The organism is Streptomyces sp. NPDC089915, assembly GCF_040684675.1.
Classification (GTDB): Bacteria; Actinomycetota; Actinomycetes; order Streptomycetales; family Streptomycetaceae; genus Streptomyces.
This window is the reverse complement of the sequence record NZ_JBFBGN010000004.1, coordinates 86,289-112,452: the sequence shown is the minus strand read 5'-3', so window position 1 is coordinate 112,452 and position 26,164 is coordinate 86,289. Positions and strand designations below refer to the sequence as shown.

Here is a 26,164-nt window from a genome sequence, read left to right as displayed (position 1 = left end):
ATCGGGCGGCTCACCCGGTGGGGGGGGCCGCGCTGCCCCCCGGGGCATCCCGCGGGCCGGCCGCCCCCCCCGGCCTTTTTATCCCGTGAAACGGTGCCTACGTTTCACGTGAAACATCGACCCGGTCGCGGCGCCGGCGCAGGAACACCGCCGTGCCGGCGTAGATCAGGGCCGTGGTCAGGAGCAGGGCCACGGACCGGCCGTCGGCGGGGAGCATCAGGGAGGACACCGCGGCCGCCCCGACGAAGGCGACGTTGAACAGCACGTCGTAGACGGAGAAGACCCGGCCCCGGTAGTCGTCGTCCACCCGCGACTGCACCACCGTGTCGGTGGAGATCTTCGCCCCCTGGGTGGCGACGCCCAGGGCGAAGGCGGCGACGAGCATCGGCCCGGGGGCGAAGAAGAGCCCGAGGGCCGGCACGAGGACGGCCGCCCCGGCCGAGCAGCCGGTGATCCAGCCCAGGGGCCCGAGCCGGCCCACGAGCCAGGGGGTCACCACGGCGGCCGCGAAGAACCCCGCCCCCGAGACCCCGACGGCGATCCCCAGCAGGGCCAGGCCGCCGGCCTCGTCCCGCGACCACGCGTAGCGGCAGAGCATCAGCAGCATCACGGTCAGGGCGCCGTACGCGAACCGCATCAGCGTCATGGCGGTGAGGGCCCGGGCGGCCTCCCGGCGCGCGGCCAGGTGCCGCAGCCCCTCGGCCATGCCGCGGACGGTGAGCACGACGCCTTCGGCGACCGACGGGCGGCTGCCGCCGGGTGGGTGGTCGGGTCCCAGGAGGCCGGCGGCCAGCCGCAGGGCCACCAGCCCGGCGCACAGGTAGAGGGCGGCGCCGACGAGGACGACGAGGGCGTTGGATCCCGAGGCCAGCAGCCGTACGAGGAAGGCCAGGCCGCCGCCGGCGACGGCGGCGAGGGTCCCGGCGGTGGGCGAGAGGGCGTTGGCCGTCACCAGCTGGTCGGCCTCGACGACATGGGGCAGCGACGCGGCGAGCCCGGCGAGGACGAAGCGGTTGACGGCGGTCACGGACAGCGCCGAGGCGTAGAAGAGCCAGTCGGGGACGTGCGCGACGATCAGCACGGCGGTGACGCAGGCGAGGAGGGCGCGGAGCAGGTTGCCGTAGAGGAAGACCTGGCGGCGGCGCCAGCGGTCCAGCAGCACACCGGCGAAGGGGCCGATGGCGGAGTAGGGCAGCAGGAGTACGGCCATGGCCGAGGCGATGGCGGCGGGCGAGGTCTGCTTCTCCGGCGAGAAGACCACATAGGTGGCGAGCGCGACCTGGTACGTCCCGTCGGCCGCCTGGCACAGCAGCCGTACGGCGAGCAGGTTGCGGAAGTCCCTCCGGCGCAGGAGTACGCGCAGATCACGTACGACAGGCATGTGGGCAAGGGTCACATACACCGAGGGTCTCCGGACACATAGTCCGGAGACCCTCGGTGGAAGAAGCGTCGAGGAGCAGGTGTCCCGGGGGACCCTGGACCCGACCGGAGCGCTGACTAGCGCTCGACCTCGCCCTTGATGAACTTCTCGACGTTGGCCAGGGCCTCGTCGTCGAAGTACTGGACCGGCGGGGACTTCATGAAGTAGCTGGAGGCCGACAGGATCGGGCCGCCGATGCCGCGGTCCTTGGCGATCTTCGCGGCGCGCACGGCGTCGATGATGACACCGGCGGAGTTCGGGGAGTCCCACACCTCGAGCTTGTACTCGAGGTTCAGCGGGACGTCGCCGAAGGCGCGGCCCTCGAGGCGGACGTAGGCCCACTTGCGGTCGTCGAGCCACGCGACGTAGTCGGACGGGCCGATGTGGACGTTCTTCTCGCCGAGCTCCCGGTCGGGGATCTGCGAGGTGACGGCCTGCGTCTTGGAGATCTTCTTCGACTCGAGGCGGTCGCGCTCGAGCATGTTCTTGAAGTCCATGTTGCCGCCGACGTTGAGCTGCATGGTGCGCTCGAGGCGGACGCCGCGGTCTTCGAACAGCTTGGCCATCACGCGGTGCGTGATGGTCGCGCCGACCTGGGACTTGATGTCGTCGCCGACGATCGGGACACCTGCCTCGGTGAACTTGTCCGCCCACTCCTTGGTGCCGGCGATGAAGACCGGGAGGGCGTTGACGAACGCGACCTTGGCGTCGATGGCGCACTGGGCGTAGAACTTCGCCGCTTCCTCGGAACCGACCGGGAGGTAGCAGACGAGGACGTCGACCTGGCGGTCCTTGAGGATCTGGACGACGTCGACCGGGGCCTCGGAGGACTCCTCGATCGTCATGCGGTAGTACTTGCCGAGACCGTCGAGGGTGTGGCCGCGCTGGACCGTGACGCCCTTGTTCGGAACGTCGCAGATCTTGATGGTGTTGTTCTCGCTGGCGCCGATGGCGTCCGAGAGGTCCAGGCCGACCTTCTTCGCGTCGACGTCGAACGCGGCGACGAACTCGACGTCACCGACGTGGTAGTCGCCGAACTGGACGTGCATCAGACCCGGGACCTTGCTGGCCGGGTCGGCGTCCTTGTAGTACTCGACGCCCTGCACCAGCGAGGCGGCGCAGTTGCCCACGCCGACGATGGCTACGCGAACCGAACCCATTCCGGTTGCTCCCTGTTTGTTCTCGGAACGAGGCCTGCGAGATGCAGGTCTCACTTTGCTGTTTCGTCGGACGGACCGGGTCGTCTCTGGTCCCGTCCCGCCCTCTCGCTCTCGATGAGCTCGTTCAGCCAGCGCACTTCACGCTCGACGGATTCCATTCCGTGCCGCTGCAGCTCGAGCGTGTAGTCGTCCAGGCGCTCCCGTGTGCGGGCGAGCGAGGCGCGCATCTTCTCCAGGCGCTCCTCCAGCCGGCTGCGACGGCCCTCCAGCACGCGCATCCGCACTTCTCGTTCGGTCTGGCCGAAGAAGGCGAAGCGGGCGGCGAAGGACTCGTCCTCCCAGGTGTCGGGGCCGGTGTGGGAGAGGAGCTCTTCGAAGTGCTCCTTACCTGCTGCCGTCAACCGGTAGACGATCTTGGCGCGGCGCCCTGCGAGTGAAGCGGCGAGAGCGTCTTCCGGGGCGTTTCCCGGTTCTTCGATCAACCAGCCGTTGGCGACCAGCGTCTTGAGGCAGGGATAGAGAGTCCCGTAGCTGAACGCCCTGAATACCCCCAGCGAGGTGTTGAGCCGCTTGCGCAGCTCGTAGCCGTGCATGGGGGATTCGCGAAGCAGGCCGAGGACGGCGAACTCGAGGATGCCTGAGCGCCTGCTCATCCGCCTGCCCCTCTCCGTCTGCCTCTGAGTTTTATGCCGAGCTGATGTATCGGCTCGATACATCCAGACCATAGATCGGGCCGCTTCCGGCGACAAGCCGAGACATGGTGACCGGCGTCACATCACCAATTCGTACGACGCAAGTTGCCTGATTTGGGGTGAACTTCGGCACTGATTGGGTTTTGACCGTGCGTAGGCTGTGCGGCAGGACCACCGGGGGGAACCGGAATCACCTGCCGCTTCCAGGCCACTCGCCTGCCCGAGGAGTAGTCGTTCGATGAGCGAGCACCGCCGCAAACCGTCGCAGCCCGAAGGCGGCGGCCGCGCCGCGTCACGCCGCGCTGCCCAGCAGCGCCCCGGACGGGGCTCCGCGCCCGGACGGGAGGCCCCCGCCGCACCGCCCGGCGGACCCTACGCGGACCGCGGCCCCCATGGCAGCCGCGCCGACGCCCGCCGGGCCGCCCAGCGCCCCGCCGCCGGACGGGGACGCCCAGGTGGGAAGGGGGGTGACGGCCGCAAGAGGTTCATCGACTACCCCCGTGCCGGGAAGGCCGGCTGGAAGCGATTCGTGCCCTCCTGGAAGCTGGTCGGCGGTACCCTCCTCGGCTTCTTCGCCTTCATCATCGCCGGGGCCGGCGTCGGCATCGCCATGGTCGGCACCCCGGACGCCAACAAGGCGGCCAAGGCGCAGAACAACGTCTTCCAGTGGGCCGACGGCACCCAGATGGTCGCCACCGGCGGGTCCACGAACCGCCAGATCGTCCCGATCGACCAGATTCCGGTCTCCATGCGGAATGCGGTGATCGCGGCCGAGAACGAGTCCTTCGAAACGGACAAAGGCGTCGATCCCATGGGTATCGCTCGCGCCGTGGTGAACATGGCCACGGGCGGCTCGACCCAGGGTGGCTCCACCATCACCCAGCAGTACGTCAAGAACACCTACCTCGATTCCGAGCAGACGCTCAAGCGCAAGGTCACCGAGCTCTTCATCGCGATCAAACTGGGTGCCACCGAGGACAAGGACGTCGTCCTCGCCGGCTACCTGAACACCGCCTACTTCGGCCGCGACGCCTACGGCATCCAGGCCGCGTCCCGCGCCTACTTCGGCAAGGACGCCAAGGACCTCAACCCGTCCGAGAGCGCCTTCCTCGCCTCCCTGCTCAAGGGCCCCAACCTCTACAACCCGGACGGCGGCGTCGGCTCCGCGGCCACTCCCGAGGCCAACGAGAAGCGCGCCCGGGCCCGCTGGGCGTGGGTCCTCGACCGCGAGGTCGCCGTGCACCGCATGGAGCAGTCCGAGCGGGACAAGTACAAGGACTTCCCCGCCCGGGTCGACCTCGCCCAGGCGAGCGGCATGTCCGGTCAGACCGGCTACCTCGTCGAGGTGGCCAAGTCGTACGTGATGAAGACGGCCGACATCAGCGCCGAGCGGATGGCCCTCGGCGGCTACACCATCCGGACCACCTTCCAGAAGCCCAGGGTGGACGCCCTGTCCAAGGCGGTCGAGGACACCCGCAACGACTTCCTCGACGAGAAGAAGCGGCCCGAGTACGACACCTTCGTGCAGTTCGGGGCCGCCTCCGTCGACGTGAAGACCGGGGCGATCGTCGCCCTGTACGGCGGGCCCGGCTGGGACCACAAGTACTTCGCCAACAACGCCAACACCTCCGGCGTCCCGGTCGGCTCGACCTGGAAGCCCTACGTGCTGGCGGCCGCCATGGAGTACGGCACGCAGAACTCCAAGGGCTCCGGCATCTCGGCCATGAGCAAGTACAACGCCAACGACCTCACGGTCATCAACGACCGCTCGGGCAAGCCGCTGCTGGGCTCCGACGGCCAGCCGTTCAAGCAGAAGAACGAGAGCGAGTACCCGTACGGCTACGTGACGCTGAACGAGGCGATGGAGAAGTCCATCAACGTGCCCTTCGCCCAGCTCGTCTTCGATGTCGGCCACACCAAGGTCCGCCAGGTCGCGAAGGCCACCGGCATCCTCGACGAGTCGATGGACGAGAACAACAACGCCTCGTTCGCCCTCGGCACCTCGACGCCCAGCGCGATCCGCATGGCCGACTCCTACGCCACCTTCGCCGCGTCCGGTACGCACCACGAGCCCTTCTCCGTGCTCCAGGTCAAGAAGGACGGCAAGGAGGTCCCGGGCTTCCAGACCCCCAAGGAGTCCCGGGCCATGGACGACTCCGTCGCGGACAACATCACCAAGGTGCTGCGCAACGTGGTGGAGAACGGCACCGGCACCAAGGCGAAGAAGCTGGGCCGGCCCGCCGCGGGCAAGACCGGCACCACCGACCAGAACAAGTCGGCCTGGTTCGTCGGCTACACCCCGGAGCTGTCGACCTCGGTCACCCTGTTCCGCAACGACCCGAACTCCAAGGACAAGAAGCTCATGTCCATGAACCACGTGGGCGGTGTCGACTCCATCCACGGTGGTGACATCCCCGCGGTGATCTGGACCGAGTACATGCGCGAGGCCCTCAAGGGCACCCCGGTCAAGGACTTCCCGGAGGCCGAGGACATCGGCGTGGTCGCCGACGCCGCCGGCGCCCCCTCGCCGAGCCCCTCGCCCTCTACGTCCGTGTCGCCCTCGCCGTCGACGTCCGTGTCGCCCTCCCCGTCCACGTCCGTGTCGCCCTCCCCGTCGCAGGGGGGCCGGCCGTGCAAGCCCAGGCCGTGGAACCTCTGCGACCCGCAGACCGCGGCCGGTACGAGCACCGGAGCGGGCGGCGACACCAACGGCGGGAGCACCGACCTGCCCTCGCCGCCCGCCACGGGCCGCCCGGGCCGGGGCCAGGGCGGTACGACCAACTGGGGCAGCATCATGGGCACCCAGGGCTGACCCCGCCCCGCCCGCACCACCGAGGGCCGTCGCACACCGTGCGGCGGCCCTCCCCCGTGTCCGGGCCGGTACGGCAGGATGAGCCCATGACCAAGGTGCACGAGGACCGGCCCCCCGTATCGCCCACGCGGCAGGACGAGGTCGCCGCCGCCGGCAGCGAGCTCATCGGCGGGCCGGTCGGCCGTCACGTCCGGCCGGGCGGCCACTGGCTGACCCCCGTCCGCGTCGTGGTCCTCGTGGCCCTCGGCATGTTCGCGCTCGGCATGGTGCAGAAGCTGCCCTGCTACGACTGGGCCTGGTTCCAGGGAGCGGGCTCGCAGTACACGCACGCCTGCTACTCCGACATCCCCCACCTCTACTCGGCCCGGGGCTTCGCCGACGGCCTCGTGCCCTATCTGGACAGGTTCCCGGACCTGGCCGCCGACCCGAAGTACGGGGGCATGCAGTACCTGGAGTACCCGGTGCTCACCGGTGCCTTCATGCAGGTGGCCTCCTGGCTGACCCCCTCGTCCGGGGCCATCCAGCACCGCGAGCAGATGTACTGGATGGTCAACGCGGGCATGCTGATGGCCTGCGCGGCGATCATCGCCGTCTGCGTCACCCGGACCCACCGCCGCCGCCCGTGGGACGCCCTGCTCCTCGCCCTGGCCCCGGCCTTCGCGCTCAACGCGACCATCAACTGGGACCTCCCGGCCGTGGCCCTCGCCGCCGCCGCGATGCTGATGTGGTCGCGGAGCCGCCCGCTGGCCGCCGGCGTCCTCATCGGCCTGGCGACCGCGGCCAAGCTCTACCCCGTGCTGCTGCTCGGCGTGCTGTTCGTGCTGTGCTGGCGGGCCGGGAAGTGGCGGGCCTTCGGCGCCGCCGCCGGCGGCGCCGCCGTCTCCTGGCTCGTGGTCAACCTGCCGGTGATGCTCTACGCCTGGGACGGCTGGAAGCGGTTCTACGTGTTCAGCCAGGACCGCCCGATCGACTTCGGCTCCGTCTGGCTGCTGATCTCCCAGCGCACCGGCAACCCCCTGGAGGGGGCCAACACCTACGCGACAGGGCTGACCGTGCTGCTGTGCCTGGGCATCGGCCTGCTCACGCTGACCGCCCCCAGGCGGCCCCGCTTCGCCCAGCTGGCCTTCCTGGTCGTCGCCGCCTTCATCCTGGCCAACAAGGTCTACTCGCCGCAGTACGTGCTGTGGCTCGTCCCGCTCGCGGCGCTGGCCCGGCCGCGCTGGCGCGACTTCCTGATCTGGCAGGCCGGCGAGGTCGCCTACTTCCTGGGGATCTGGTTCTACCTCGCCTACACGACCAGCGGGGACAAGCACCAGGGGCTGCCGCTGGAGGGCTACCAGCTGGCCATCGCGATCCACCTGGCCGCCACGCTCTACCTGTGCGGGGTCGTCGTGCGCGACATCCTGCTCCCCGAGCGGGACGTCGTACGGCGCGACGGCTCGGACGACCCGTCCGGCGGAGTGCTCGACGGGGCCGAGGACGTCTTCGTGCTCGGGGACAAGGCGAAGGCGCCGCGGTACGCGGCGCCTTCGGAGGGACGGCGGGTCGCCTGGGGCGTGGAGCCCAGGGACTGACCGGGGAGGGTCCGGGCCGTCCGGCCCGGACCCGGCGGGGTCCGGCTCAGGCGTCGAGCACCCGGTCGAACTGCGTCGTGGTGTGGCGCAGGTGGGCCACCAGCTCGTCGCCCACCGTCGGCTCGGTCGCGTCCGAGGGCACGAACAGGATCGACACCTGCATGTGCGGGGGCTCGGCGAACCAGCGCTGCTTGCCCGCCCAGACGAAGGGCGAGAGGTTGCGGTTGACGGTGGCCAGGCCGGCCCGGGCCACGCCCTTGGCGCGCGGCATCATCCCGTGGAGGGCCTTGGGGGCCTCCAGGCCCACGCCGTGCGAGGTGCCGCCGGCGACGACGACCAGCCAGCCGTCGGAGGCGGCCTTCTGCTGCCGGTAGCCGAACCGGTCGCCCTTGGCCACGCGAGTGACGTCCAGGACCGCGCCCCGGTACTGGGTGGCGTCGTGGTCGCCCAGCCACAACCGGGTGCCGATGCGGGCGCGGAAGCGGGTCTGCGGGAACTGCTGCTGGAGCCGGGCCAGCTCCTCGGCCCGCAGGTGGCTGACGAACATGGTGTGCAGCGGCAGCCGGGCCGCGCGCAGCCGGTCCATCCAGCCGATGACCTCCTCGACGGCGTCCGAGCCGTCGGGGCGGTCCAGCGGCAGGTGCAGGGCGAAGCCCTCCAGCCGGACGTCCTCGATCGCCGACTGGAGCATCCCCAGGTCCTGCTCGGAGATGCCGTGGCGGCGCATGGAGCTCATGCACTCGATGACCACGCGGGCGCCGACCAGGCCCCGGACCCCGTCCACGGAGGCCACCGAGCGGATCACCCGGTCCGGCAGCGGCACCGGCTCCTCGCCCCGCCGGAACGGGGTGAGGACGAGCAGGTCGCCGCCGAAGCGGTCCTTGATGCTCGCGGCCTCGTACGTGGTCCCGACGGCCAGGATGTCGGCGCCCATCCGGGTCGCCTCCTCGCACAGCCGCTCGTGGCCGAAGCCGTAGCCGTTGCCCTTGCAGACGGGGATCAGACCGGGGAACTGGTCGATGATCGTCTTCTGGTGCGCACGCCAGCGCGCGGTGTCGACGTAGAGCGTGAGCGCCATGCCCGTCCGGAGCCTCTCTCGGATAGCTGCGTGGTGCAGCGGTGCGGTGTGTGTGGAAGGGGCGGGGTGGGGGTCAGCGGCGCGACATGTAGATGTCGAGCGCCTTGTGCAGCATCTTGTTGAGCGGGAAGTCCCACTCGCCGACGTACTCGACGGCCTCGCCGCCCGTACCGACCTTGAACTGGATCAGGCCGAACAGGTGGTCGTTCTCGTCCAGGGTGTCACTGATGCCGCGCAGGTCGTAGACGCTGGCGCCGAGCGCGTACGAGTCGCGCAGCATGCGCCACTGCATGGCGTTCGAGGGCCGGACCTCGCGCTTGTGGTTGGCGGAGGCGCCGTAGGAGTACCAGACGTGCTGGCCGACCGTCAGCATCGTGGCGGCCGCGAGCGGTTCGCCCTCGTGCTTGGCGATGTACAGCCGCATGCGGTTGGGGTCCTCGGAGTTGAGGGCCGTCCACTGGCGCTGGAAGTAGCTGAGCGGGCGCGGGCGGAACTTGTCGCGCTCGGCGGTGATCTCGTAGAGGTACTGCCAGGTCGGCAGGTCCTCGTAGCCGCCCTGGACGACCTCGACGCCGGCCTTCTCGGCCTTCTTGATGTTGCGGCGCCACAGCTGGTTGAAGCCCTTGAGGACGTCGTCCAGCGAACGGTTGGCCAGCGGCACCTGGAAGACGTAGCGGGGCTGGACGTCGCCGAAGCCGGCGCCGCCGTCCTCGCCCTGCTGCCAGCCCATGCGGCGCAGCTTGTCGGACACCTCGAAGGCGCGGGGCTCGATGTACGAGGCTTCCACGTCGCGCAGGCGCTTGACCTCGGGGTCCTGGATGCCGGCCTTGATGGCGGCGGAGTTCCAGCGGCGGATGACGACCGGCGGGCCCATCTTCACGGTGAAGGCGCCCTGCTGCTTGAGGTGCGCCAGCATCGGCTGGAGCCATTCCTCGAGGTTGGGGGCGTACCAGTTGATGACCGGGCCCTCGGGGAGGTAGGCGAGGTAGCGCTTCACCTTGGGCAGCTGGCGGTACAGGACGAGGGCGGCGCCGACGAGTTCACCGGACTTGTCGAACCAGCCCAGGTTCTCCGAGCGCCACTCGTTCTTGACGTCGGCCCACGCCGGGACCTGGCAGTGGCTAGCCGAGGGCAGGCTCTGGAGGTACGCCAGATGCTGCTCTCGGCTGATGGTGCGCAGGGACAGGCTCATGCGGGTTGTCTCCTCGGGCGGCTTCGCTGCTATGCCGCGAAGCCTACTGCGACGGGGGCGCCACCCATCTGGGGGACGGGCCGTAGCCCGGGCCGGTGTCCGGCCGGCGCCCCGCCGAGGAGATCCCCCGGTCAGCCCAGCCAGCCGCCGAAGAGGCCGCCGTGCGCCATTCCGAGGAAGAACCCGATGCCAGACGCACCAAGGCCGATGATCAGTGCGAAGCGCTCGCGTGTCGTCGCGGAGATGAACTGGCCGTACGCGCCGGTCGCGATCCCGATCAGCCCCGTCCAGGAGCTGAGCAGGTGCAGATTGTGGAAGAACGCAGTGACGAACGCCACGGCGCCGAGGATCAGGGTGACCGCCACCAGGGTGTCCTGGAGGGGGTGGGGCTTGCCGTCGGTCGCGAGCAGGGAGATGGGCGGACGATCCATTGCCTGTGCCATCGGAAGGCACCTCCTGGCTGGAGCAGAGCGGTGCGGCGGCGCCGCCTCCGGCCTGGGCCGGGGGCATAGCACCGAGCACACCCGATGCCTACAGATTGTGGTCCTCTCCCGCCGGATTTCAACCGGAAGGAGTCGAGCAGGTAGTCTGTACGGTCTGCGCGGTGTCTGCTCTCAGGCACCGTGCGGCACGCATCACGACCCTCCTGCCACGGAACGACCGTGGCCGCTGAGTCCAAAGGAGGTGGGTTCCACATGCGTCACTACGAAGTGATGGTCATCCTCGACCCCGATCTCGAGGAGCGCGCTGTCGCCCCCCTGATCGAGAACTTCCTTTCCGTCGTCCGTGAGGGCAACGGAAAGGTCGAGAAGGTCGACACCTGGGGCCGTCGTCGTCTCGCTTACGAGATCAAGAAGAAGCCCGAGGGCATCTACTCGGTCCTCGACCTGCAGGCCGAGCCTGCGGTCGTCAAGGAGCTCGACCGCCAGATGAACCTGAACGAGTCGGTTCTCCGGACCAAGGTCCTTCGCCCCGAGACCCACTGAACTCCGGTTCAGCGGTAATCGGGACCGAGTAGCACAGCAGCCCAGCAGCAATCCCCGCCGAGAGGTTCATCCATGGCAGGCGAGACCGTCATCACGGTCGTCGGCAATCTCGTCGACGACCCCGAGCTGCGCTTCACCCCCTCGGGTGCGGCGGTCGCGAAGTTCCGTGTCGCGTCCACCCCCCGCACCTTCGACCGTCAGACCAACGAGTGGAAGGACGGCGAGAGCCTGTTCCTGACCTGCTCGGTGTGGCGGCAGGCGGCTGAGAACGTCGCCGAGTCCCTCCAGCGGGGCATGCGCGTCATCGTGCAGGGCCGGCTGAGGCAGCGGTCGTACGAGGACCGTGAGGGTGTCAAGCGCACGGTCTACGAGCTGGACGTCGAGGAAGTCGGCCCCAGCCTGAAGAACGCCACGGCCAAGGTCGCCAAGACCACCGGTCGCGGTGGCCAGGGTGGATACGGCGGCGGCGGTCAGCAGCAGCAGGGTGGCGGCGGCTGGGGAGCACCCAGCGGCGGTCCCCAGGGCGGCGGAGCTCCCTCCGACGACCCGTGGGCGTCCAGCGCGCCGGCCGGTGGCCAGCAGCAGCAGGGCGGCGGCGGGGGCGGCTGGGGCGGAAGCTCCGGCGGCTCCGGCGGCGGCTACTCGGACGAGCCGCCCTTCTAAGGGCAGCTCCATCCCCACTTCTTGATCACACAGGAGAGACACAATGGCGAAGCCGCCTGTGCGCAAGCCTAAGAAGAAGGTCTGCGCGTTCTGCAAGGACAAGACCGCGTACGTGGACTACAAGGACACGAACATGCTGCGGAAGTTCATTTCCGACCGCGGCAAGATCCGTGCCCGCCGCGTCACCGGCAACTGCACGCAGCACCAGCGTGACGTCGCCACGGCCGTGAAGAACAGCCGTGAGATGGCGCTGCTGCCCTACACGTCCACCGCGCGATAAGGAAAGGGTGACCGACTAATGAAGATCATCCTGACCCACGAGGTCTCTGGCCTCGGCACCGCCGGCGATGTCGTCGACGTCAAGGACGGTTACGCTCGCAACTACCTGGTCCCGCGTGGTTTCGCGATCCGCTGGACCAAGGGTGGCGAGAAGGACGTGGCGCAGATCCGCCGCGCCCGCAAGATCCACGAGATCGCGACCATCGAGCAGGCCAACGAGGTCAAGGCCAAGCTCGAGGGCGTGAAGGTCCGTCTGGCCACCCGCGCGGGTGACGCCGGTCGTCTCTTCGGTTCCGTCACCCCGGCCGACATCGCCACGGCGATCGAGGCTTCCGGTGGCCCGAAGGTCGACAAGCGCCGCGTGGAGCTGGGCTCCCCGATCAAGACCCTCGGTTCGTACCAGGTCTCCGTGCGTCTGCACGCCGAGGTCGCCGCGAACGTGGGCATCGAGGTCGTCGCCGCCTAAGGGCAGCGCATGAAGGGCCGCACCCCTCCGGGGGTGCGGCCCTTCGTCGTGTCCGGGGGATGTTTCACGTGAAACCTGAACCCTGGGCCCGCTCGGCAGGCGCCGGATGTTTCACGTGAAACACCGCTTCGGTCAGCGGGTGGCGCCCGCCACCAGCCAGCGGCCCGAGCGGGCGCGCAGCTGGAGGGTGGCCATCCTGACCAGCATCATCAGCGTCATGGCCCACCAGAGCGTCGTCAGACCGCCGCCGACGGCGGGGACGAACAGTGCGGCCGGGGCGAACACCGCGAGCGTCAGCAGCATGGCCCGGGCGAGGTAGGGGCCGTCGCCGGCGCCCATCAGCACCCCGTCGAGGACGAACACGACCCCGCAGACGGGCTGGGCCAGGGCCACGACCAGCAGGGCGGGGAGCAGGGCGTCCTCGACCACGGGGTCCGCGGTGAACAGCGGGATGAACACCGGGCGGGCCAGGACCACCAGCAGGCCCAGTACGACGCCGGAGCCGACGCCCCACCGCACCATGCGGCGGCAGACGGCCCGGGCCCCCTCGGTGTCGCCGGCGCCCAGGTAGCGGCCGATGATGGCCTGCCCGGCGATGGCGATGGCGTCCAGGGCGAAGGCGAGCAGGCTCCACAGGGAGAGCACGATCTGGTGGGCGGCGATGTCGGCGTCCCCCAGCCGGGCCGCCACGGCGGTCGCGATCATCAGGATGGCGCGCAGGGACAGGGTGCGGACCAGCAGCGGTACGCCCGCCTGGGCGCAGGCCCGGATGCCGGCCGCGTCGGGCCGCAGGGAGGCTCCGTGCCGGCGGGCGCCCCGGACCACCACCCAGAGGTAGGCGGCGGCCATGGCGCACTGGGCGATGACCGTGCCCCAGGCGGAGCCCGCGATGCCGAGCCCGGCCCCGTAGACCAGGGCCACGTTCAGGACGCCGTTGAGGGCGAAGCCGCCGATGGCCACGTAGAGCGGGGTCCGGGTGTCCTGGAGGCCGCGGATGACCCCGGTGGCGGCCAGCACCATCAGCATGGCCGGGATGCCGAGCGCGGAGACGCGCAGGTAGGTGACCGCGTAGGGGGCGACGGCGTCCGAGGCGCCGAAGAGGGAGATCAGCGAGGGCGCGGTGGGCAGGACCACGGCGACGACGGCCGCGCCGAGCAGGAGGGCGAGCCAGATGCCGTCCATGCCCTGCCGGATGGCCGCCCGGAGGTCGCCGGCGCCCACCCTGCGGGCGACGGCCGCGGTGGTGGCGTAGGCGAGGAAGACGAAGACGCTCACGGCGGTGGTGAGGAGCGCGGCGGCGACGCCGAGGCCGGCCAGCTGAGGGGTGCCGAGGTGGCCCACGATGGCGCTGTCGGCCATCACGAAGAGGGGCTCGGCGACGAGGGCGCCGAAGGCGGGCAGGGCCAGTGCGAGGATCTCGCGGTCGTGCCGTCTCGGAGAGGCCTTCTCGGCTGTGGGCGCCTGTGTCATGTGCTCAATCTAATCTTCCACAGGTAATAGGTACAAGGGTCTGTAGATCATTACTAAGCCGCTGACTTGGGCGTTCGCGGCGGACCGTTGGGGGCGATCTTGGGACAGTGGCCAAGAATTTTCCGCACCGTGGCCCGTGGACGATAAAATCGCAGGTCAGTAGTGGTGGCGGGGTGGGTCGGGTGATTTTGTCCACAGCGTCGTCCCCCGGTCTGTGCACAGCTTCGGGCGACTTACCCACAGCATTGGGTCCGTCGTCCACATGTCATCCACACAGCCTGTGGATAACAAGATTGGCTGACGTCGTCCGCGGCCCTACCGTTGGGCGTTGCCCGACGCGCCGAGAGCCGATCCGGGTGCCCCGAATGTCAGAGCCGTGTCGTAGAAAGAGTGACACGGCGAGGTCCGCGTTGCGGACGGGAGGAGGCGGCCCGGTGAGCATGCCCGAGCCCATGGACGACCCCTGGGCCGACAGCGGTCCGGGAGACCGTCTGCCCGCCCGTCCGCGCCGAGGCGGCGAGGGCCGCGGACGCGGCGGCGACGAGGAGCGCGACAGGGGCCGTGAGGGCGGCTCCTGGGACGGCGGGGGCGGCGGCTTCGAGCGCGTCCCGCCGCAGGACCTCGATGCCGAGCAGTCCGTGCTGGGCGGCATGCTGCTGTCCAAGGACGCGATCGCCGACGTGGTCGAGGTCCTCAAGGGCCACGACTTCTACCGCCCGTCGCACGAGACGATCTACCAGGCCATCCTCGACCTGTACGCGAAGGGCGAGCCGGCCGACCCGATCACCGTCGGCGCGGAGCTGACCCGGCGCGGCGAGATCAGCAAGGTCGGCGGAGCCTCGTACCTGCACACCCTGGTGCAGTCGGTGCCGACCGCGGCGAACGCCGAGTACTACGCGGAGATCGTCCACGAGCGGGCCGTCCTGCGCCGCCTCGTCGCGGCCGGTACGAAGATCACGCAGATGGGATACGCGGCGGACGGCGACGTCGACGAGATCGTCAACAGCGCCCAGGCCGAGATCTACGCCGTCACCGAGCAGCGGACCTCCGAGGACTACCTGCCGCTCGGCGACATCATGGAGGGCGCGCTCGACGAGATCGAGGCCATCGGATCGCGCTCCGGCCAGATGTCGGGCGTCCCGACCGGGTTCACCGACCTCGACTCCCTGACCAACGGCCTGCACCCGGGCCAGATGATCGTCATCGCCGCCCGCCCCGCCATGGGCAAGTCGACGCTCGCGCTGGACTTCGCCCGCGCCTGCTCCATCAAGAGCAACCTGCCGAGCGTCATCTTCTCCCTCGAAATGGGCCGCAACGAGATCGCGATGCGCCTGCTCTCGGCGGAGGCCCGGGTGGCGCTGCACCACATGCGCTCGGGCACCATGACCGACGACGACTGGACCCGGCTCGCCCGCCGGATGCCCGACGTCTCGGCCGCCCCGCTGTACATCGACGACTCCCCGAACCTGTCGATGATGGAGATCCGGGCCAAGTGCCGCCGGCTCAAGCAGCGCAACGACCTCTCCCTCGTGGTCATCGACTACCTCCAGCTGATGCAGTCGGGCGGCTCGCGCCGGCCCGAGAGCCGCCAGCAGGAGGTCTCGGACATGTCCCGAAACCTCAAGCTGCTGGCGAAGGAGCTGGAGGTGCCGGTGATCGCGCTCTCCCAGCTGAACCGTGGTCCGGAGCAGCGCACCGACAAGAAGCCGATGGTCTCCGACCTGCGTGAGTCCGGTTCCATCGAGCAGGACGCCGACATGGTGATCCTGCTGCACCGCGAGGACGCGTACGAGAAGGAGTCCCCCCGCGCCGGCGAGGCGGACCTGATCGTCGCCAAGCACCGTAACGGCCCGACGGCCACCATCACCGTCGCCTTCCAGGGCCATTATTCGCGGTTCGTGGACATGGCCAACACGTAGCATCCGATCATGGATGCGCTCTCTGAAGACCTGGAACTGCTGCCCTCCACCCGGCGCGCGCTGAGCCACCGGATCGCCGTCGCGCAGAGCGAGGGCCGGGCCCCGTCCGTGGTGGCGGCCGTCGTGCGCGGCGGGGAGGTGGTCTGGGAGGGCTCGCGGACCTCCGTCGAGGGCCACGGCCCCGACGGGGACGTGCAGTACCGGGTCGGGTCGATCACCAAGACCTTCACGGCGGTCCTGGTGATGCGGCTGCGCGACGAGGGACTGCTCGCGCTCTCGGACCCGCTGGGCAGGCACCTGCCCGGGACCGGCGCCGACGAGGTGACCATCGCGCAGCTGCTGTCGCACAGCGCGGGACTGGCGGCCGAGACGCCCGGGGAGTGGTGGGAGCGCACCCCCGGCGCCCAGCGCCCCGGACTCGCCGAGGTGCTCGGCGAGGAGCCGTTCAAGCACACGCCCGGCAGCCGGCACCACTACTCCAACCCGGGTTACACCCTGCTGGGTTCGCTGGTCGAGGCCCTGCGCGGGAAGCCGTGGGAGGACGTGCTGCGGGCCGAGGTGCTCGAGCCGCTGGGGCTGCACCGTACGAGCGCGCGGCCGCAGGCCCCGCACGCGGGCGGCTGGGCGGTGCATCCCTGGGCGGACGTGATGATGCCCGAGCCGGCGGAGGACCTCGGCCTGATGGCAGCGGCCGGTCAGCTCTGGTCGACCACCCGCGACCTGGCACGGTTCGCGGTGCTGCTGACGCACGGCGACGAGCGGGTGCTGAGCGCGGAGAGCGTACGGGAGATGCGGGCCGCGGCGTCGCCGCCGGAGCCCGGGCTCGCCGAACTCGGCTACGGGCTGGGGCTCCAGGTGGCGGACCAGCGGGGGCGGCGGCTCGCCGGGCACGGCGGGTCGCTCCCCGGCTTCGTCGCCGGGCTCTGGCTGAGCGAGGCGGACGACGTGGCGGCCGTGGTCCTGTCGAACTGCACCTCGGGCCTGCCCGCCTCGACCGTGGCCACCGACCTGATCGCCATCGTGGCGGACGCGGAGCCCCGGTTCCCCGCGCCGTGGCGGCCGTTCGCGGAGGCGGACGGGGTTCCGCTCGAACTCTGCGGGGTCTGGTACTGGGGCACCGCTCCCCACGGCCTGCGGCTGAAGTACGACGGATCGCTGGAACTGGCCCCGGTGGGAGTGTCGGGCCGGGCGGCCCGGTTCCGCGCGGAGCCCGACGGCACGTGGACGGGCCTGACGGGCTACTACGCCGGTGAGACCCTGCGGGCCGTGCGGCGCGAGGACGGCTCCCTCAGCCACCTCGACCTGGCCTCGTTCGTCTTCACCCGCGAGCCCTACGACCCGCAGGCCCCGGTGCCCGGCGGGGTGGACCCGCAGGGCTGGCGGGGCATCGGCTGACGCTCCGCGCCCCGGTCATGAGACGAGTTCGCGCTCCAGCGGGGTGCGGAAGCGCGGGGTGATCCGGGCGTCGCCCACCCAGGCGGCCAGCCGGGAGGCCTCGGCCGCGACCGCCTCCTCGGCGGCGCGGCCGGGGGCTGCCAGGAGCCGCCAGACGATCTCTCCGTCCGGCCGCTGGGCCCACCCGCCGACGATCTCGCCGTTCCACCACACGGTCGGGCCGATGTTGCCCGCGTAGTCGAACAGGGCGGGCCGGTGGGCCGGATCGAGGTGGAAGCCCCGGTCCGCCCAGCCCATGGCGCTGGGGTCGAGCCCTGGCAGCAGGGCGGCCCAGGGCTCGGTGGCGGGCTCGGGCGCGGTGTCGCCGGGGCAGACGAGCGCCGTGCCCCCGTCGTCCAGGCGGACCTGCTCGGGGCCCACGACGGCCAGCGCCTTGCGCACGTCGGTGAGGGTCCAGCCGGTCCACCACTTGAGGTCGGCCTCGGTGGCCGGCCCGTAGGCGCGCAGCCAGCGGCGGGCGATCTCGGCGCGGGCCTCGGCGGCGGGAACGGCCGGCCAGGGCTGCGTGTGCCGCCACCGGAATTGGCTGGAGGTCCACGAGCCGCGCGGCCGGTCCCGGCGGATGCGGCCGTCGGCGGCGAGCAGGCGGATCACGCGGGTGGCGACGCCCGTCTCGGCCTCGTACTTCTTGCCCCGGCCGATGGTGATCTTCCGCTGGAGGGCGGGAACCGCCGCCGAGAGCTGGCTCCCGGTCGAGGGGCCCCCGGCGTCGAGGGCGTCGAGGGCGGCGGTCTCGGCGTCCGCCAGCCAGCCGGCGTCGAGGCCCTGGCCGTCCTCCGCGAGGTGCTTGAGGAAGGTCCGGCGCTCCTTCACCGCGATCGCGCGGGCGGTGGAGGAGTCCACGTAGGGCGCGAGTCCGGTGGACACGGCGAAGAGCGTGTTGCGCATGCTGAGCAGCCGGACGACGCTCACGTCCTCGTACAACGCGCGTTCGATCGCCGGGGGCCCGTCGCTCCCGGCGAGGCGGGCGCGGGCGGAGAGGTAGACGGTCGCCGCGTCCGTGGCGTGCAGGGCGACGACCGCGTCCGCGGCCTCGCTCGGGGTGGCGGCGCGGGCCGAGGGGGCCAGACGGTGCCGGCGGCCGAGCCGGTTGCGGCGGTCGGCGGTGGTGACGAGGGGCAGGCCGTTGCTCATCCTCCCGATCGTAGGCCGGGCCGCCGACAGCGGCCCGGCCCGCCGGGGGCCCGGGGTCAGAGCTGGAGCTTGAACCCCACGTGGGAGGCGGTGAAGCCGAGCCGTTCGTAGAAGCGGTGGGCATCGGTGCGGCTGACGTCCGAGGTGAGCTGCACCAGTCGGCAGCCCTCCTCGCGGGACCGCTCCACGGCCCACTCGATGAAGAGGGTGCCCAGGCCGCCGCCGCGTTCGCCGGCGTGGACGCGGACCCCTTCGATGATCGAGCGGGTCGAGCCCCTGCGGGACAGGCCCGGCACGATCGTCAGCTGGAGGGTGCCCACGACCCGGTCGCCGCGCACGGCGACCATGACGTGCTGGTGGGGGTCCTCGGTCAGCCGCTTGAGGGCCGCGGTGTACGGGGCCAGGTCGTCCGGGGACTCGCGGGTGGCGCCCAGCGGGTCGTCGGCGAGCATGGCCACGATGGCGGGCAGATCGGCCTCGGTGGCGGGGCGGATGACTGGTTCGGGGTTCCCGCTCATGGTCGGTGTCCTCTCCTCAGCCGGCGGCGACGGTGAGGGGGGCCCAGCGGCGGGTCCAGTCACCGGGCGGGCCGGGGATGCCTCTGGTCATGACGGCGTTGAAGGCCAGGGATTCCAGGCCGCGTTCCTTGAGCCAGGAGACGAGCTCCTCGTGGCGTACGTCGACGTCCGTGCGCAGGGGCCGGTCGGTGGTCGCGGCCAGGGCCGTCACCAGCGCCCGCGCGGTGGCGGTGTCCCGGGCGATCAGGGGGCCGATGACATGGGTCTCCATGTTGGGCCAGAGCGCGGCGTAGCCGATGAGCGCGCCGGAGCCGTCCTCGGCGACGAGCAGCCGGTCCGTGAAGGCCGGCAGGCGCGTGATCATGTGGGTCCGGTCGGTGCCGAACACCTCGGTGTCCAGCCGGACGATCCCGGGGAGGTCCTCGGCGGTGGCCGGCCGGACCGGGACGCCGCCGGAACGGCCCCGCCCCGGCTCCGGGAGGAAGGCGCCGCGGAGCATCTCCGCCCGGCCCGTGGTGTCGAAGCCGAGCTCCTCGTAGAGCGGGCGGCCGTAAGGGGTGGCGTGCAGGGTGAGCGGTACGCCGGCCAGGACCTCGTCGCAGACGTACCGCATCAGGCGGCGGCCCAGGCCCTGGCGGGCGAACCGGCCGGCGACGAGGACCATCCCGATGGCGGCGAGGTCCGGCTCGGCCCGGGTGTCCCCGTAGGCGGTGACGGCACAGGCCGCGGCGAGGCCCTGTCCGTCGGGGGCGTCGACGCCGTACCCGGTGCCGGCGGTGAGGAGCAGCCCCCACTTGTGGTCCTCGCGCGGCCAGCCGCGGTCCTGGGACAGGTCGGCGCAGTGTCGGAGGTCGTCCGGGGTCAGCGCGCGGATCGGCAGATCGGTGAGCGGAGGTGGTGTCACCGGCCCAGAGTGGATCATCGCCGCGCGGGGCGTCCAGGGGATTCCGGGATCCGGCCGGCCGATGTTTCACGTGAAACGCACCGATGTTTCACGTGAAACGTGCGGGCGTCCCACGGAGGCCTCCCGGCGGTGGCCGGGGGAGAAACGGCCGTGCCTCGCGCCGGGCCCGGGGACTAGCCTCGACGGCTATGACGATGCTGCACCTGTTCGATCTCGACGGAACGCTGATGTACGGCTCGGCCGCCCCGGTCGAGATCTCCCGGCAGCTCGGCCTGGAGGCCGAGATCGCCGAGCTGGAGCGGGCCTTCGGTGCCCGCGAGATCGGGCCCCAGGACTTCTCGCGGGCGGCTCGCGAGATGTGGGCCGACCTGACCCCCGCTCACGTCCGGGCGGCCTTCGACGGGGCCCCGTGGCTGCTCGGCATCCGGGACGTCTGGCGGGAGATCCGCGAGCGCGGGGACTACTGCGCGGTGATCTCCCTGTCCCCGTCGTTCTTCGTCGAGCTGCTGCTGGAGTGGGGCGTGCACGCCGCCCACGGCTCGGTCTTCCCGGAGGTGCCCTTCACCCGCCCCGTCGACGTGGCGGGGATCCTGACGCCCGAGGGCAAGCTGACGGTCGCGGACCGGCTGTGCGAGCGGTTCGGGGTGACCCGGGCCGACTGCGTCGCGTACGGGGACTCGATGACCGACGCGGTCCTCTTCGGGGCCCTCCCCCGGTCGGTGGCGGTGAACGCGCGCCCGCACCTGGTGGAGCGGGCCACCCACGTCTACGAGGGCCGTGATCTGCGGGAGGCATACCAGCTCCTGGGGGAGACCCGCCCGGGAGTCGCGGCATCTTAAGGGGATCGTGGGTCCGAGACCCGGTTTTTCCCCATTCCCCCGCAGGGCCCCCGGCCGGCTGGCACGCTGTGAAACCCCGGAACCACGGATTCGAGGCCGTGGCGTGTGAGACCCGACCGAGATGCTCGAAGCGAGGCACCGCATGGACCTTCCGCCCACCAGATCGGCGAGACCGACGGGCTGGATACCCTCCGGGGGCGGTGTCGCCGGGCCCTCCCCCGACGCCGCCCTCATCCGCCGGACCCTTGCCGAGATCGCACCCGTCGCCGACAAGGTGACCTCGTACTTCTACGCCCTGGTCTTCACGGGCCACCCCGAGGTGCGGGAGATGTTCCCCGCGGCCATGGACGTCCAGCGCGACCGGCTGCTGAAGGCGCTGCTGACCGCGGCGGAGCACATCGACGATCCGGCGGTGCTCACCCCCTACCTGCGCCGGCTCGGCACCGGGCACCGCAAGTACGGCACCGTGGCCGCGCACTATCCGGCGGTCGGGGAGGCGCTGATCGGGGCGCTGGCCCGGTACGCCGAGCTCACCTGGGGCCCGGAGGCCGAGGCCGCCTGGGTGCGCGCGTACACCGCGATCTCACAGATCATGATCGACGCGGCGGCGGAGGACGAGGTGCGGGCCCCCGCGTGGTGGCACGCCGAGGTGGTCTCCCACGACCTGCGCACCCCGGACATCGCCGTGCTGACCGTCCGTCCCGACCAGCCGTACCCCTTCCTGGCGGGCCAGTACACGAGTCTGGAGACCCCGTGGTGGCCGCGGGTCTGGCGGCACTACTCCTTCGCCTCCGCGCCGCGCGCCGACGGGCTGCTGTCCTTCCACGTCAAGGCCGTTCCGGCAGGCTGGGTCTCCAACGCCCTGGTGCGGCACGCCCGTCCGGGCGACGTACTGCGGCTGGGCCCGCCGGCCGGGTCGATGGTGGTGGACCACAGCACCGACAACGGGATGCTGTGCCTGGGCGGGGGGACCGGCATCGCCCCGATCAAGGCGCTGATCGAGGACGTGGCCGAGCACGGTGAACGGCGGCGCGTGGAGGTCTTCTTCGGGGCGCGCAGCGACGGCGACCTCTACGACAAGGACACCCTGCTGGGCCTTCAGCGCTCCCACCCGTGGCTGTCGGTCCGCCCGGTGATCGGCGAGGGCATGGCCGGCCAGCTGCCGCACGCGGTCGGCGAGCACGGGCCCTGGAGCTCGTACGACGCCTTCATCTCCGGTCCGCCCGCGATGATCCGCAGCGGTGTGGACGAGCTCAAGCGGATCGGGATCCCCGGCGAGCGCATCCGCTACGACGCGCTGGAGGAGCTGGCGGGCGTGGCCGGCTGAGACCGGCGCGGGCCCGCCCGCTCCCCCGCGTGCTCAGCCCAGGTCGGGTGCGTGCATGGCGCGCACCCCCTCGATGTTGCCGTCGAGGTAGTGGCGCAGTGAGAGCGGGACGAGGTGGACGGCGGCGATGCCGACACGGCTGAAGGGCACGCGGACGATCTCGTACTCGCCCTGGGGATCGTCGACTTCGGGGCCGTGCCGCCGGGTGGGGTCCATCGACTCGAGGTGGCAGACGAAGAAGTGCTGCACCTTCACCCCGGTCACCCCGCCCGAGGCGATGTGCTCGACGGTGTCGACGAAACAGGGCACCACATCGGTGATCTTGGCGCCGAGTTCCTCGTCGATTTCTCTGTGGAGGGCGTCCACGACGGTGGCGTCGGAGGGTTCCACACCGCCGCCCGGGGTGAGCCAGTACGGATCGACTCCGGGCTTGGTGCGCTTGATGAGGATCAGGTCGTCACCGTCGAGCAGGATCGCTCGGGCGGTGCGTTTGACCACGGGGCGTTCGGTCATGGGAGAAGAGTGGCCCACGTCCGCGCATCTGAAACTCGCCATCGTCCGAAACACGAGGGGCTCACCAGTGCGCGGCGGCGCGCACCAGCCGGTCGTGGGCGCGGGCCAGGTGCGCGAGGGCCAGACTCCCGGTGCGTACGACGAGGAACCAGGTGCGCAGCGGGGGTACGGCGGGCTCCAGCAGGGCGACGACCTGGCCGCGGTCGAGGGCGTCCTGGCAGAGGTAGCGGGGCAGGACGGCGAGCCCGGCGCCGGCCCGGACGCACTCCAGGACGGCCCGCAGGTCGGGTGCCACGACGGTGGCCGCGGTGCCGTACGCGGAGCCGGGTGCGGCGTCGAACACGGCGGCCCAGTAGCGGGTGACGAGCGGCAGGCTCTCGTGGACCTCGACGACCGGGATCCCGTCGAGGGTCTCGGGGCCCTTGGCGAGCAGTTCGCCGGGGTCGGCGAGGGCGGCCCAGTAGGGAGCCGCCACCAGGACCTGCTCCTCGTCGCAGAGGGCGCCGGCCGTGAAGGGGCCGCCGCGCGGCCGGGCGGTGGTGACGACCAGGTCGTGCTGCCCGGTGGCGAGCCCGGCGAGGTTCTCCTCCGCGTCGGCCGCGAAGACCGTGCGCAGGGTCTGGCCGTGGCCGACGAGGGGCGCGAGGGCGGGGAGCACCCGCAGGCTCAGGAACTCGGGCGGCCCGGCGAGGTGCAGGGTGCGCAGGGCTCCGGCGGCCTGCCGCTCGGTCTCGGCGATCCGCAGCAGGGCGTCCAGGTGCGGGGCGGCCTTGTGGGCGAGTTCGTCGCCGATGGCGGTGGGGGTGACGCCGCGGGCGCGGCGGTGGAACAGGGGGCGGCCGAGCTGGCGCTCCAGGGTACGGATCTGGGAGGTGACCGCGGGCTGGGACAGCCCGAGGAGCGTGGCGGCCCGGGTGAACGAGCCGGCCCGGTGCACGGCGACGAAGGTGCGCAGCAGGGCCAGGTCCATGGCGGCCCCTCTCGGTGGGGGCCTTCAACTATAAATATGCCGATAGGTTCCTGTCGTTACCGTGATTGGACTCTGACGCAGAGTCAACTAGCCTTGTCGACGTGGTTCTTGTGGGCAGGAACCCGGCGCGGTCCGAGCCACCAGGGGGGAGGCTCGGACCGCTGTCCCACCACCGTTCAGGCCCCGGAACCCGCTCGGTCCAAGGCCCTGAGCACGTCCGCGACCAGGTCCGCGGGGTCCTCGGCGCCGGCCGAGAAGCGGATGAAGCCCTCCGGCACGGCGTCGCCGCCCCAGCGTCCGCGCCGTTCCGCGGTGGAGCGCACCCCGCCGAAGCTCGTGGCGTCCTCGACCAGGCGCAGGGCGGACATGAAGCGCTCCGCGTGCGCGCGGTCGGGCAGGGTGAAGGAGACCACCGACCCGAAGCCGCTCATCTGCAGGGCCGCCGTCTTGTGGGAGGGGTCCGAGGTCAGGCCCGGGTAGCGGAGCCCGGTCACCTCGGTGCGTCCGGCGAGGGCCTCGGCGACGGCCAGCGCGTTGGCCCACTGGCGTTCGGTCCGCAGCTGGATGGTGGCCAGGGAGCGGTGGGCGAGCCAGGCCTCCATGGGCCCCGGGATCGCGCCGACGATCTTGCGCCAGCGCCGGACGGCCGCGGCGAGTTCCGGGTCGCGGCAGACGACGTAGCCGAGCAGCACGTCGCCGTGGCCGGTGAGGCCCTTGGTGCCGCTGGCCACGGAGAAGTCGGCGCCCAGCTCCAGCGGCCGCTGCCCGAGCGGGGTGGCGAGGGTGTTGTCGACGGCGACCAGGGCGCCGGCCGCGTGCGCGGCCGCCACGAGGCGGCGTACGTCGCACACGTCGAGCCCCGGGTTGGAGGGGGTCTCGATCCACAGCAGCCGGGCCCCGTCGAGGGCCGTCAGCTGGGCGTCCCCGCCGGTCGGCGCGGTGCGCACGGAGACCCCGTACGCCTCCAGCTGCTCGCGGACCAGGGGCAGCGCCTGGTAGCCGTCGTCGGGCAGGACGACGGTGTCCCCGGCGCGGGCCTGGGAGAGGAGGACGGCGGAGACCGCGGCCATGCCGGAGGCGAAGACGATCGTGTCCGCGTCCGCGTCGCCGGGCGCCTCCAGTTCGCCGATCGCCCGTTCCAGCAGGGTCCAGGTGGGATTGGTGTCGCGGCCGTAGGTGTACGGTCCGGTCACGTCGCCGGGGAGGTGGAAGTGGGCGGCGAACACGGGGCCGGGCAGCGGCGGCTCGTTCTTGACGGGCTCGGGCAGCCCGGCGCGCACGGCCCGGGTGCCGTCGCCGTAGGGGGCCGGCGCGTCCGGTCCGCCGGCGGGGTGTGCGGTCACGGGGTGTGCTCCTTCACGGCGGTGCGTACGGCGTCCAGCAGGCCGGCGCTCGCGGCCTCGACCAGTTCCAGGCACTCCTCGAAGCCGTCGTAGGAGCCGTAGTACGGGTCGGGTACGTCCAGGGATCCGGATCCGGAGCCGCGTACGGCCGTGCCCGCCGGATCGTACGAGCGCAGCAGCCGGACCTTGGCGGCCGCCTCGGGGGTGGGGGCGAGGGCGCGCAGGTCGCGCAGGTGGCCGGAGTCGAGTGCGATGACGAGGTCGAGCCGGTCGAACCAGGAGGCCCGGAACCGCCGGGCGCGGTGGTCCTGTTCGTAGCCGGCGGCCTCCAGCACGGCCACGGTGCGCGGGTCGGCGCCGTCGCCCTCGTGCCAGCCGCCGGTGCCGGCGCTGTCGACCTCGACCAGGCCCTCCAGTCCGGCCTCGGCCACGTGGGAGCGGAAGACGGACTCGGCGATGGGGGACCGGCATATGTTGCCGGTGCAGACGAAGCAGACGCGGTACATGGGAGGCTCGCTCAGTTCTTGTCGGGCAGGGCCAGGTTCAGGGCCCAGGAGACGACGGAGATGATCAGTCCGCCGAGGACGGCGGTCCAGAAGCCGTCGACGTGGAAGCTGAGCTTGAGCTGCTCGGCGACCCAGGAGGTCAGCAGCAGCATCAGCGCGTTGACCACGAGGGTGAACAGCCCCAGGGTGAGGATGAAGAGCGGGATCGAGAGCAGCTTCACCACGGGCTTGACGATGAGGTTGACCAGGCCGAAGACGAGTGCGACCAGGACCAGCGTCAGCGTGCGGCGGCCCAGGCTGCTGCCGTCGTCGAGGGTGATGCCTTCGAGCAGCCAGATGGCGACGGCCAGGGCCCCCGTGTTGGCGAGCGTCTTGACTACGAAATTCGTCATGTGTCTGATCGTGGCAGAGAACATACGGGTCGGGCATCGGCAGATCAGCGGATCCCCGGCACCACCGGGCAAGGGCAAGGGGCACAGCGAACATGAAGGCCTTCCGGCTGGACGAGCTCGAAGCGGAACGAGCCGCCAACGACGGCGCGTACCTGCAGTTCCTGCGTGAGCGGAACATGTCGGTCGGGCTCTACTCGCTCGACGCGGGACAGAACGACCCGCAGCAGCCGCACCGTCAGGACGAGGTGTACTTCGTGGTGAGCGGCCGCGCCTCGATCACGGTCGGGGAGGAGACGACGACGGTGGCCAACGGCAGCGTCGTCTACGTTCCGGCGGGAGTGCCGCACAGGTTCCACCACATCACCGAACCGCTGAAGGTGATGGTCGTCTTCTCCCCGCCGGAGGCCTGAGGACCCGGGCGGAGGCCTTGAGGGCCCCGGTGGACTGAGGGTCGGACCCCCGATCCCCCTAGGGGGCGGGTCAGGGGGTTCCGGGGGCTCACGGGCCCCCGGCCGGCCGCTTCCGCTCCTAAGCTCGTGACCAAGGAAGAAG

The 26,164-nt window shown here is 71.3% G+C and carries 26 protein-coding genes; 11 read left to right on the top strand and 15 right to left on the bottom strand.

Features of this window, described 5'->3' with window-relative positions; all coding sequences use genetic code 11:
* Positions 1 to 97: 97 nt before the first annotated feature.
* From AB0O29_RS02840 to AB0O29_RS02830, 3 genes are all read right to left on the bottom strand, one after another.
* On the bottom strand, positions 98 to 1,381 hold the full coding sequence (locus tag AB0O29_RS02840) for an MFS transporter (RefSeq protein WP_365145018.1): 1,284 nt from the start codon (positions 1,379 to 1,381) through the stop codon (positions 98 to 100).
* Between the two features lie 116 nt (positions 1,382 to 1,497).
* Positions 1,498 to 2,580, bottom strand: a complete 1,083-nt coding sequence (locus AB0O29_RS02835) for an inositol-3-phosphate synthase (protein WP_365145015.1) — start codon at positions 2,578 to 2,580, stop codon at positions 1,498 to 1,500.
* A 50-nt stretch (positions 2,581 to 2,630) separates the two neighbouring features.
* A complete protein-coding gene (locus AB0O29_RS02830; RefSeq protein ID WP_136210355.1) occupies positions 2,631 to 3,233 on the bottom strand; it encodes a PadR family transcriptional regulator in 603 nt (200 codons plus the stop codon).
* A gap of 568 nt (positions 3,234 to 3,801) precedes the next feature.
* On the opposite strand from AB0O29_RS02830, the gene AB0O29_RS02825 reads away from it, so the two are divergent.
* Together AB0O29_RS02825 and AB0O29_RS02820 are read left to right on the top strand one after the other, a co-directional pair.
* Positions 3,802 to 6,084, top strand: a complete 2,283-nt coding sequence (locus AB0O29_RS02825) for a transglycosylase domain-containing protein (protein WP_365145012.1) — start codon at positions 3,802 to 3,804, stop codon at positions 6,082 to 6,084.
* Positions 6,085 to 6,170: 86 nt separating this feature from the next.
* Positions 6,171 to 7,658 carry a glycosyltransferase 87 family protein gene (locus AB0O29_RS02820; RefSeq protein ID WP_365145009.1) on the top strand — a complete coding sequence of 496 codons (1,488 nt, stop codon included), beginning with the start codon at positions 6,171 to 6,173 and terminating at the stop codon, positions 7,656 to 7,658.
* A 46-nt stretch (positions 7,659 to 7,704) separates the two neighbouring features.
* On the opposite strand, the gene AB0O29_RS02815 is transcribed toward AB0O29_RS02820, so the two are convergent.
* The 3 genes from AB0O29_RS02815 to AB0O29_RS02805 all read right to left on the bottom strand — a co-directional run bounded on the left by AB0O29_RS02815 (position 7,705) and on the right by AB0O29_RS02805 (position 10,371).
* Positions 7,705 to 8,736, bottom strand: a complete 1,032-nt coding sequence (locus AB0O29_RS02815) for an alanine racemase (RefSeq protein ID WP_365145006.1) — start codon at positions 8,734 to 8,736, stop codon at positions 7,705 to 7,707.
* 73 nt (positions 8,737 to 8,809) lie between these two features.
* A complete protein-coding gene (locus tag AB0O29_RS02810; protein WP_045945395.1) occupies positions 8,810 to 9,928 on the bottom strand; it encodes a peptidoglycan bridge formation glycyltransferase FemA/FemB family protein in 1,119 nt (372 codons plus the stop codon).
* Positions 9,929 to 10,059: 131 nt separating this feature from the next.
* Positions 10,060 to 10,371 (bottom strand): hypothetical protein, encoded by a 312-nt coding sequence (locus tag AB0O29_RS02805; RefSeq protein ID WP_365145002.1) that lies wholly within the window; start codon positions 10,369 to 10,371, stop codon positions 10,060 to 10,062.
* A 252-nt stretch (positions 10,372 to 10,623) separates the two neighbouring features.
* Between AB0O29_RS02805 and rpsF the strand changes: the two genes are divergently transcribed.
* The 4 genes from rpsF to rplI all read left to right on the top strand — a co-directional run bounded on the left by rpsF (position 10,624) and on the right by rplI (position 12,322).
* Complete coding sequence (rpsF, locus tag AB0O29_RS02800; RefSeq protein ID WP_007265254.1) at positions 10,624 to 10,914, top strand: 30S ribosomal protein S6; 291 nt, start codon at positions 10,624 to 10,626, stop codon at positions 10,912 to 10,914.
* A gap of 72 nt (positions 10,915 to 10,986) precedes the next feature.
* The gene (locus tag AB0O29_RS02795) at positions 10,987 to 11,577 is read left to right on the top strand and encodes a single-stranded DNA-binding protein (protein WP_365144999.1); all 591 of its coding nucleotides are present in this window, start codon (positions 10,987 to 10,989) and stop codon (positions 11,575 to 11,577) included.
* 43 nt (positions 11,578 to 11,620) lie between these two features.
* Positions 11,621 to 11,857 (top strand): 30S ribosomal protein S18, encoded by a 237-nt coding sequence (gene rpsR, locus AB0O29_RS02790; RefSeq protein ID WP_005315025.1) that lies wholly within the window; start codon positions 11,621 to 11,623, stop codon positions 11,855 to 11,857.
* Between the two features lie 18 nt (positions 11,858 to 11,875).
* On the top strand, positions 11,876 to 12,322 hold the full coding sequence (gene rplI, locus AB0O29_RS02785) for a 50S ribosomal protein L9 (protein ID WP_351877611.1): 447 nt from the start codon (positions 11,876 to 11,878) through the stop codon (positions 12,320 to 12,322).
* A 132-nt stretch (positions 12,323 to 12,454) separates the two neighbouring features.
* Here rplI and AB0O29_RS02780 read toward each other — a convergent pair whose 3' ends face one another.
* Positions 12,455 to 13,792 carry an MATE family efflux transporter gene (locus AB0O29_RS02780; protein WP_365144996.1) on the bottom strand — a complete coding sequence of 446 codons (1,338 nt, stop codon included), beginning with the start codon at positions 13,790 to 13,792 and terminating at the stop codon, positions 12,455 to 12,457.
* A 452-nt stretch (positions 13,793 to 14,244) separates the two neighbouring features.
* On the opposite strand from AB0O29_RS02780, the gene dnaB reads away from it, so the two are divergent.
* On the top strand, positions 14,245 to 15,711 hold the full coding sequence (gene dnaB / locus AB0O29_RS02775) for a replicative DNA helicase (RefSeq protein ID WP_365145033.1): 1,467 nt from the start codon (positions 14,245 to 14,247) through the stop codon (positions 15,709 to 15,711).
* A gap of 9 nt (positions 15,712 to 15,720) precedes the next feature.
* Positions 15,721 to 17,106 (top strand): serine hydrolase domain-containing protein, encoded by a 1,386-nt coding sequence (locus tag AB0O29_RS02770; protein ID WP_365144993.1) that lies wholly within the window; start codon positions 15,721 to 15,723, stop codon positions 17,104 to 17,106.
* Between the two features lie 15 nt (positions 17,107 to 17,121).
* On the opposite strand, the gene AB0O29_RS02765 is transcribed toward AB0O29_RS02770, so the two are convergent.
* Genes AB0O29_RS02765 through AB0O29_RS02755 form a run of 3 tightly spaced genes read right to left on the bottom strand, consistent with a single transcriptional unit; the run spans position 17,122 to position 19,722 of the window.
* Positions 17,122 to 18,300: a winged helix DNA-binding domain-containing protein gene (locus AB0O29_RS02765; protein ID WP_365144990.1), complete on the bottom strand. Its 1,179-nt coding sequence runs from the start codon at positions 18,298 to 18,300 to the stop codon at positions 17,122 to 17,124.
* A 56-nt stretch (positions 18,301 to 18,356) separates the two neighbouring features.
* Positions 18,357 to 18,818 carry a GNAT family N-acetyltransferase gene (locus AB0O29_RS02760; protein ID WP_365144987.1) on the bottom strand — a complete coding sequence of 154 codons (462 nt, stop codon included), beginning with the start codon at positions 18,816 to 18,818 and terminating at the stop codon, positions 18,357 to 18,359.
* Between the two features lie 16 nt (positions 18,819 to 18,834).
* Positions 18,835 to 19,722, bottom strand: a complete 888-nt coding sequence (locus tag AB0O29_RS02755; RefSeq protein WP_365144984.1) for a GNAT family N-acetyltransferase — start codon at positions 19,720 to 19,722, stop codon at positions 18,835 to 18,837.
* Positions 19,723 to 19,910: 188 nt separating this feature from the next.
* Between AB0O29_RS02755 and AB0O29_RS02750 the strand changes: the two genes are divergently transcribed.
* Complete coding sequence (locus AB0O29_RS02750; RefSeq protein ID WP_365144981.1) at positions 19,911 to 20,561, top strand: HAD-IB family phosphatase; 651 nt, start codon at positions 19,911 to 19,913, stop codon at positions 20,559 to 20,561.
* Between the two features lie 142 nt (positions 20,562 to 20,703).
* Positions 20,704 to 21,888 (top strand): globin domain-containing protein, encoded by a 1,185-nt coding sequence (locus AB0O29_RS02745; protein WP_365144978.1) that lies wholly within the window; start codon positions 20,704 to 20,706, stop codon positions 21,886 to 21,888.
* A gap of 33 nt (positions 21,889 to 21,921) precedes the next feature.
* Here the strand turns inward: AB0O29_RS02745 and AB0O29_RS02740 are convergent, their stop codons facing one another.
* The 5 genes from AB0O29_RS02740 to AB0O29_RS02720 all read right to left on the bottom strand — a co-directional run bounded on the left by AB0O29_RS02740 (position 21,922) and on the right by AB0O29_RS02720 (position 25,612).
* Entirely contained in the window at positions 21,922 to 22,401 is a 480-nt protein-coding gene (locus AB0O29_RS02740; protein WP_365144975.1) for an NUDIX hydrolase, read from the bottom strand.
* A 61-nt stretch (positions 22,402 to 22,462) separates the two neighbouring features.
* The gene (locus tag AB0O29_RS02735; protein WP_365144972.1) at positions 22,463 to 23,371 is read right to left on the bottom strand and encodes a LysR family transcriptional regulator; all 909 of its coding nucleotides are present in this window, start codon (positions 23,369 to 23,371) and stop codon (positions 22,463 to 22,465) included.
* 176 nt (positions 23,372 to 23,547) lie between these two features.
* The gene (locus AB0O29_RS02730) at positions 23,548 to 24,714 is read right to left on the bottom strand and encodes a cystathionine gamma-lyase (RefSeq protein WP_365144969.1); all 1,167 of its coding nucleotides are present in this window, start codon (positions 24,712 to 24,714) and stop codon (positions 23,548 to 23,550) included.
* Positions 24,711 to 25,220 (bottom strand): low molecular weight protein-tyrosine-phosphatase, encoded by a 510-nt coding sequence (locus tag AB0O29_RS02725; RefSeq protein WP_365144966.1) that lies wholly within the window; start codon positions 25,218 to 25,220, stop codon positions 24,711 to 24,713. The genes AB0O29_RS02730 and AB0O29_RS02725 overlap by 4 nt, the downstream gene beginning before the upstream one ends.
* A gap of 11 nt (positions 25,221 to 25,231) precedes the next feature.
* A complete protein-coding gene (locus AB0O29_RS02720) occupies positions 25,232 to 25,612 on the bottom strand; it encodes a phage holin family protein (protein WP_365144963.1) in 381 nt (126 codons plus the stop codon).
* Between the two features lie 92 nt (positions 25,613 to 25,704).
* On the opposite strand from AB0O29_RS02720, the gene AB0O29_RS02715 reads away from it, so the two are divergent.
* Positions 25,705 to 26,022, top strand: a complete 318-nt coding sequence (locus AB0O29_RS02715; RefSeq protein ID WP_365144961.1) for a cupin domain-containing protein — start codon at positions 25,705 to 25,707, stop codon at positions 26,020 to 26,022.
* Positions 26,023 to 26,164: the final 142 nt, after the last annotated feature.

Excerpts from the sequence above, each read along its gene's own strand:
- dnaB (WP_365145033.1), top strand. The coding sequence starts at position 14,245 with ATGGACGACCCCTGGGCCGACAGCGGTCCGGGAGACCGTCTGCCCGCC.
- AB0O29_RS02820 (WP_365145009.1), top strand. The coding sequence starts at position 6,171 with ATGACCAAGGTGCACGAGGACCGGCCCCCCGTATCGCCCACGCGGCAG.
- AB0O29_RS02760 (WP_365144987.1), bottom strand. The coding sequence starts at position 18,818 with ATGAGCGGGAACCCCGAACCAGTCATCCGCCCCGCCACCGAGGCCGAT.
- AB0O29_RS02780 (WP_365144996.1), bottom strand. The coding sequence starts at position 13,792 with ATGACACAGGCGCCCACAGCCGAGAAGGCCTCTCCGAGACGGCACGAC.
- AB0O29_RS02765 (WP_365144990.1), bottom strand. The coding sequence starts at position 18,300 with ATGAGCAACGGCCTGCCCCTCGTCACCACCGCCGACCGCCGCAACCGG.
- AB0O29_RS02805 (WP_365145002.1), bottom strand. The coding sequence starts at position 10,371 with ATGGCACAGGCAATGGATCGTCCGCCCATCTCCCTGCTCGCGACCGAC.
- AB0O29_RS02720 (WP_365144963.1), bottom strand. The coding sequence starts at position 25,612 with ATGACGAATTTCGTAGTCAAGACGCTCGCCAACACGGGGGCCCTGGCC.
- AB0O29_RS02745 (WP_365144978.1), top strand. The coding sequence starts at position 20,704 with ATGGACCTTCCGCCCACCAGATCGGCGAGACCGACGGGCTGGATACCC.
- AB0O29_RS02770 (WP_365144993.1), top strand. The coding sequence starts at position 15,721 with ATGGATGCGCTCTCTGAAGACCTGGAACTGCTGCCCTCCACCCGGCGC.
- AB0O29_RS02735 (WP_365144972.1), bottom strand. The coding sequence starts at position 23,371 with ATGGACCTGGCCCTGCTGCGCACCTTCGTCGCCGTGCACCGGGCCGGC.
- rpsR (WP_005315025.1), top strand. The coding sequence starts at position 11,621 with ATGGCGAAGCCGCCTGTGCGCAAGCCTAAGAAGAAGGTCTGCGCGTTC.
- AB0O29_RS02750 (WP_365144981.1), top strand. The coding sequence starts at position 19,911 with ATGACGATGCTGCACCTGTTCGATCTCGACGGAACGCTGATGTACGGC.
- AB0O29_RS02810 (WP_045945395.1), bottom strand. The coding sequence starts at position 9,928 with ATGAGCCTGTCCCTGCGCACCATCAGCCGAGAGCAGCATCTGGCGTAC.
- AB0O29_RS02740 (WP_365144975.1), bottom strand. The coding sequence starts at position 22,401 with ATGACCGAACGCCCCGTGGTCAAACGCACCGCCCGAGCGATCCTGCTC.
- AB0O29_RS02715 (WP_365144961.1), top strand. The coding sequence starts at position 25,705 with ATGAAGGCCTTCCGGCTGGACGAGCTCGAAGCGGAACGAGCCGCCAAC.
- AB0O29_RS02815 (WP_365145006.1), bottom strand. The coding sequence starts at position 8,736 with ATGGCGCTCACGCTCTACGTCGACACCGCGCGCTGGCGTGCGCACCAG.
- AB0O29_RS02725 (WP_365144966.1), bottom strand. The coding sequence starts at position 25,220 with ATGTACCGCGTCTGCTTCGTCTGCACCGGCAACATATGCCGGTCCCCC.
- rpsF (WP_007265254.1), top strand. The coding sequence starts at position 10,624 with ATGCGTCACTACGAAGTGATGGTCATCCTCGACCCCGATCTCGAGGAG.
- AB0O29_RS02830 (WP_136210355.1), bottom strand. The coding sequence starts at position 3,233 with ATGAGCAGGCGCTCAGGCATCCTCGAGTTCGCCGTCCTCGGCCTGCTT.
- AB0O29_RS02835 (WP_365145015.1), bottom strand. The coding sequence starts at position 2,580 with ATGGGTTCGGTTCGCGTAGCCATCGTCGGCGTGGGCAACTGCGCCGCC.
- rplI (WP_351877611.1), top strand. The coding sequence starts at position 11,876 with ATGAAGATCATCCTGACCCACGAGGTCTCTGGCCTCGGCACCGCCGGC.
- AB0O29_RS02795 (WP_365144999.1), top strand. The coding sequence starts at position 10,987 with ATGGCAGGCGAGACCGTCATCACGGTCGTCGGCAATCTCGTCGACGAC.
- AB0O29_RS02840 (WP_365145018.1), bottom strand. The coding sequence starts at position 1,381 with ATGCCTGTCGTACGTGATCTGCGCGTACTCCTGCGCCGGAGGGACTTC.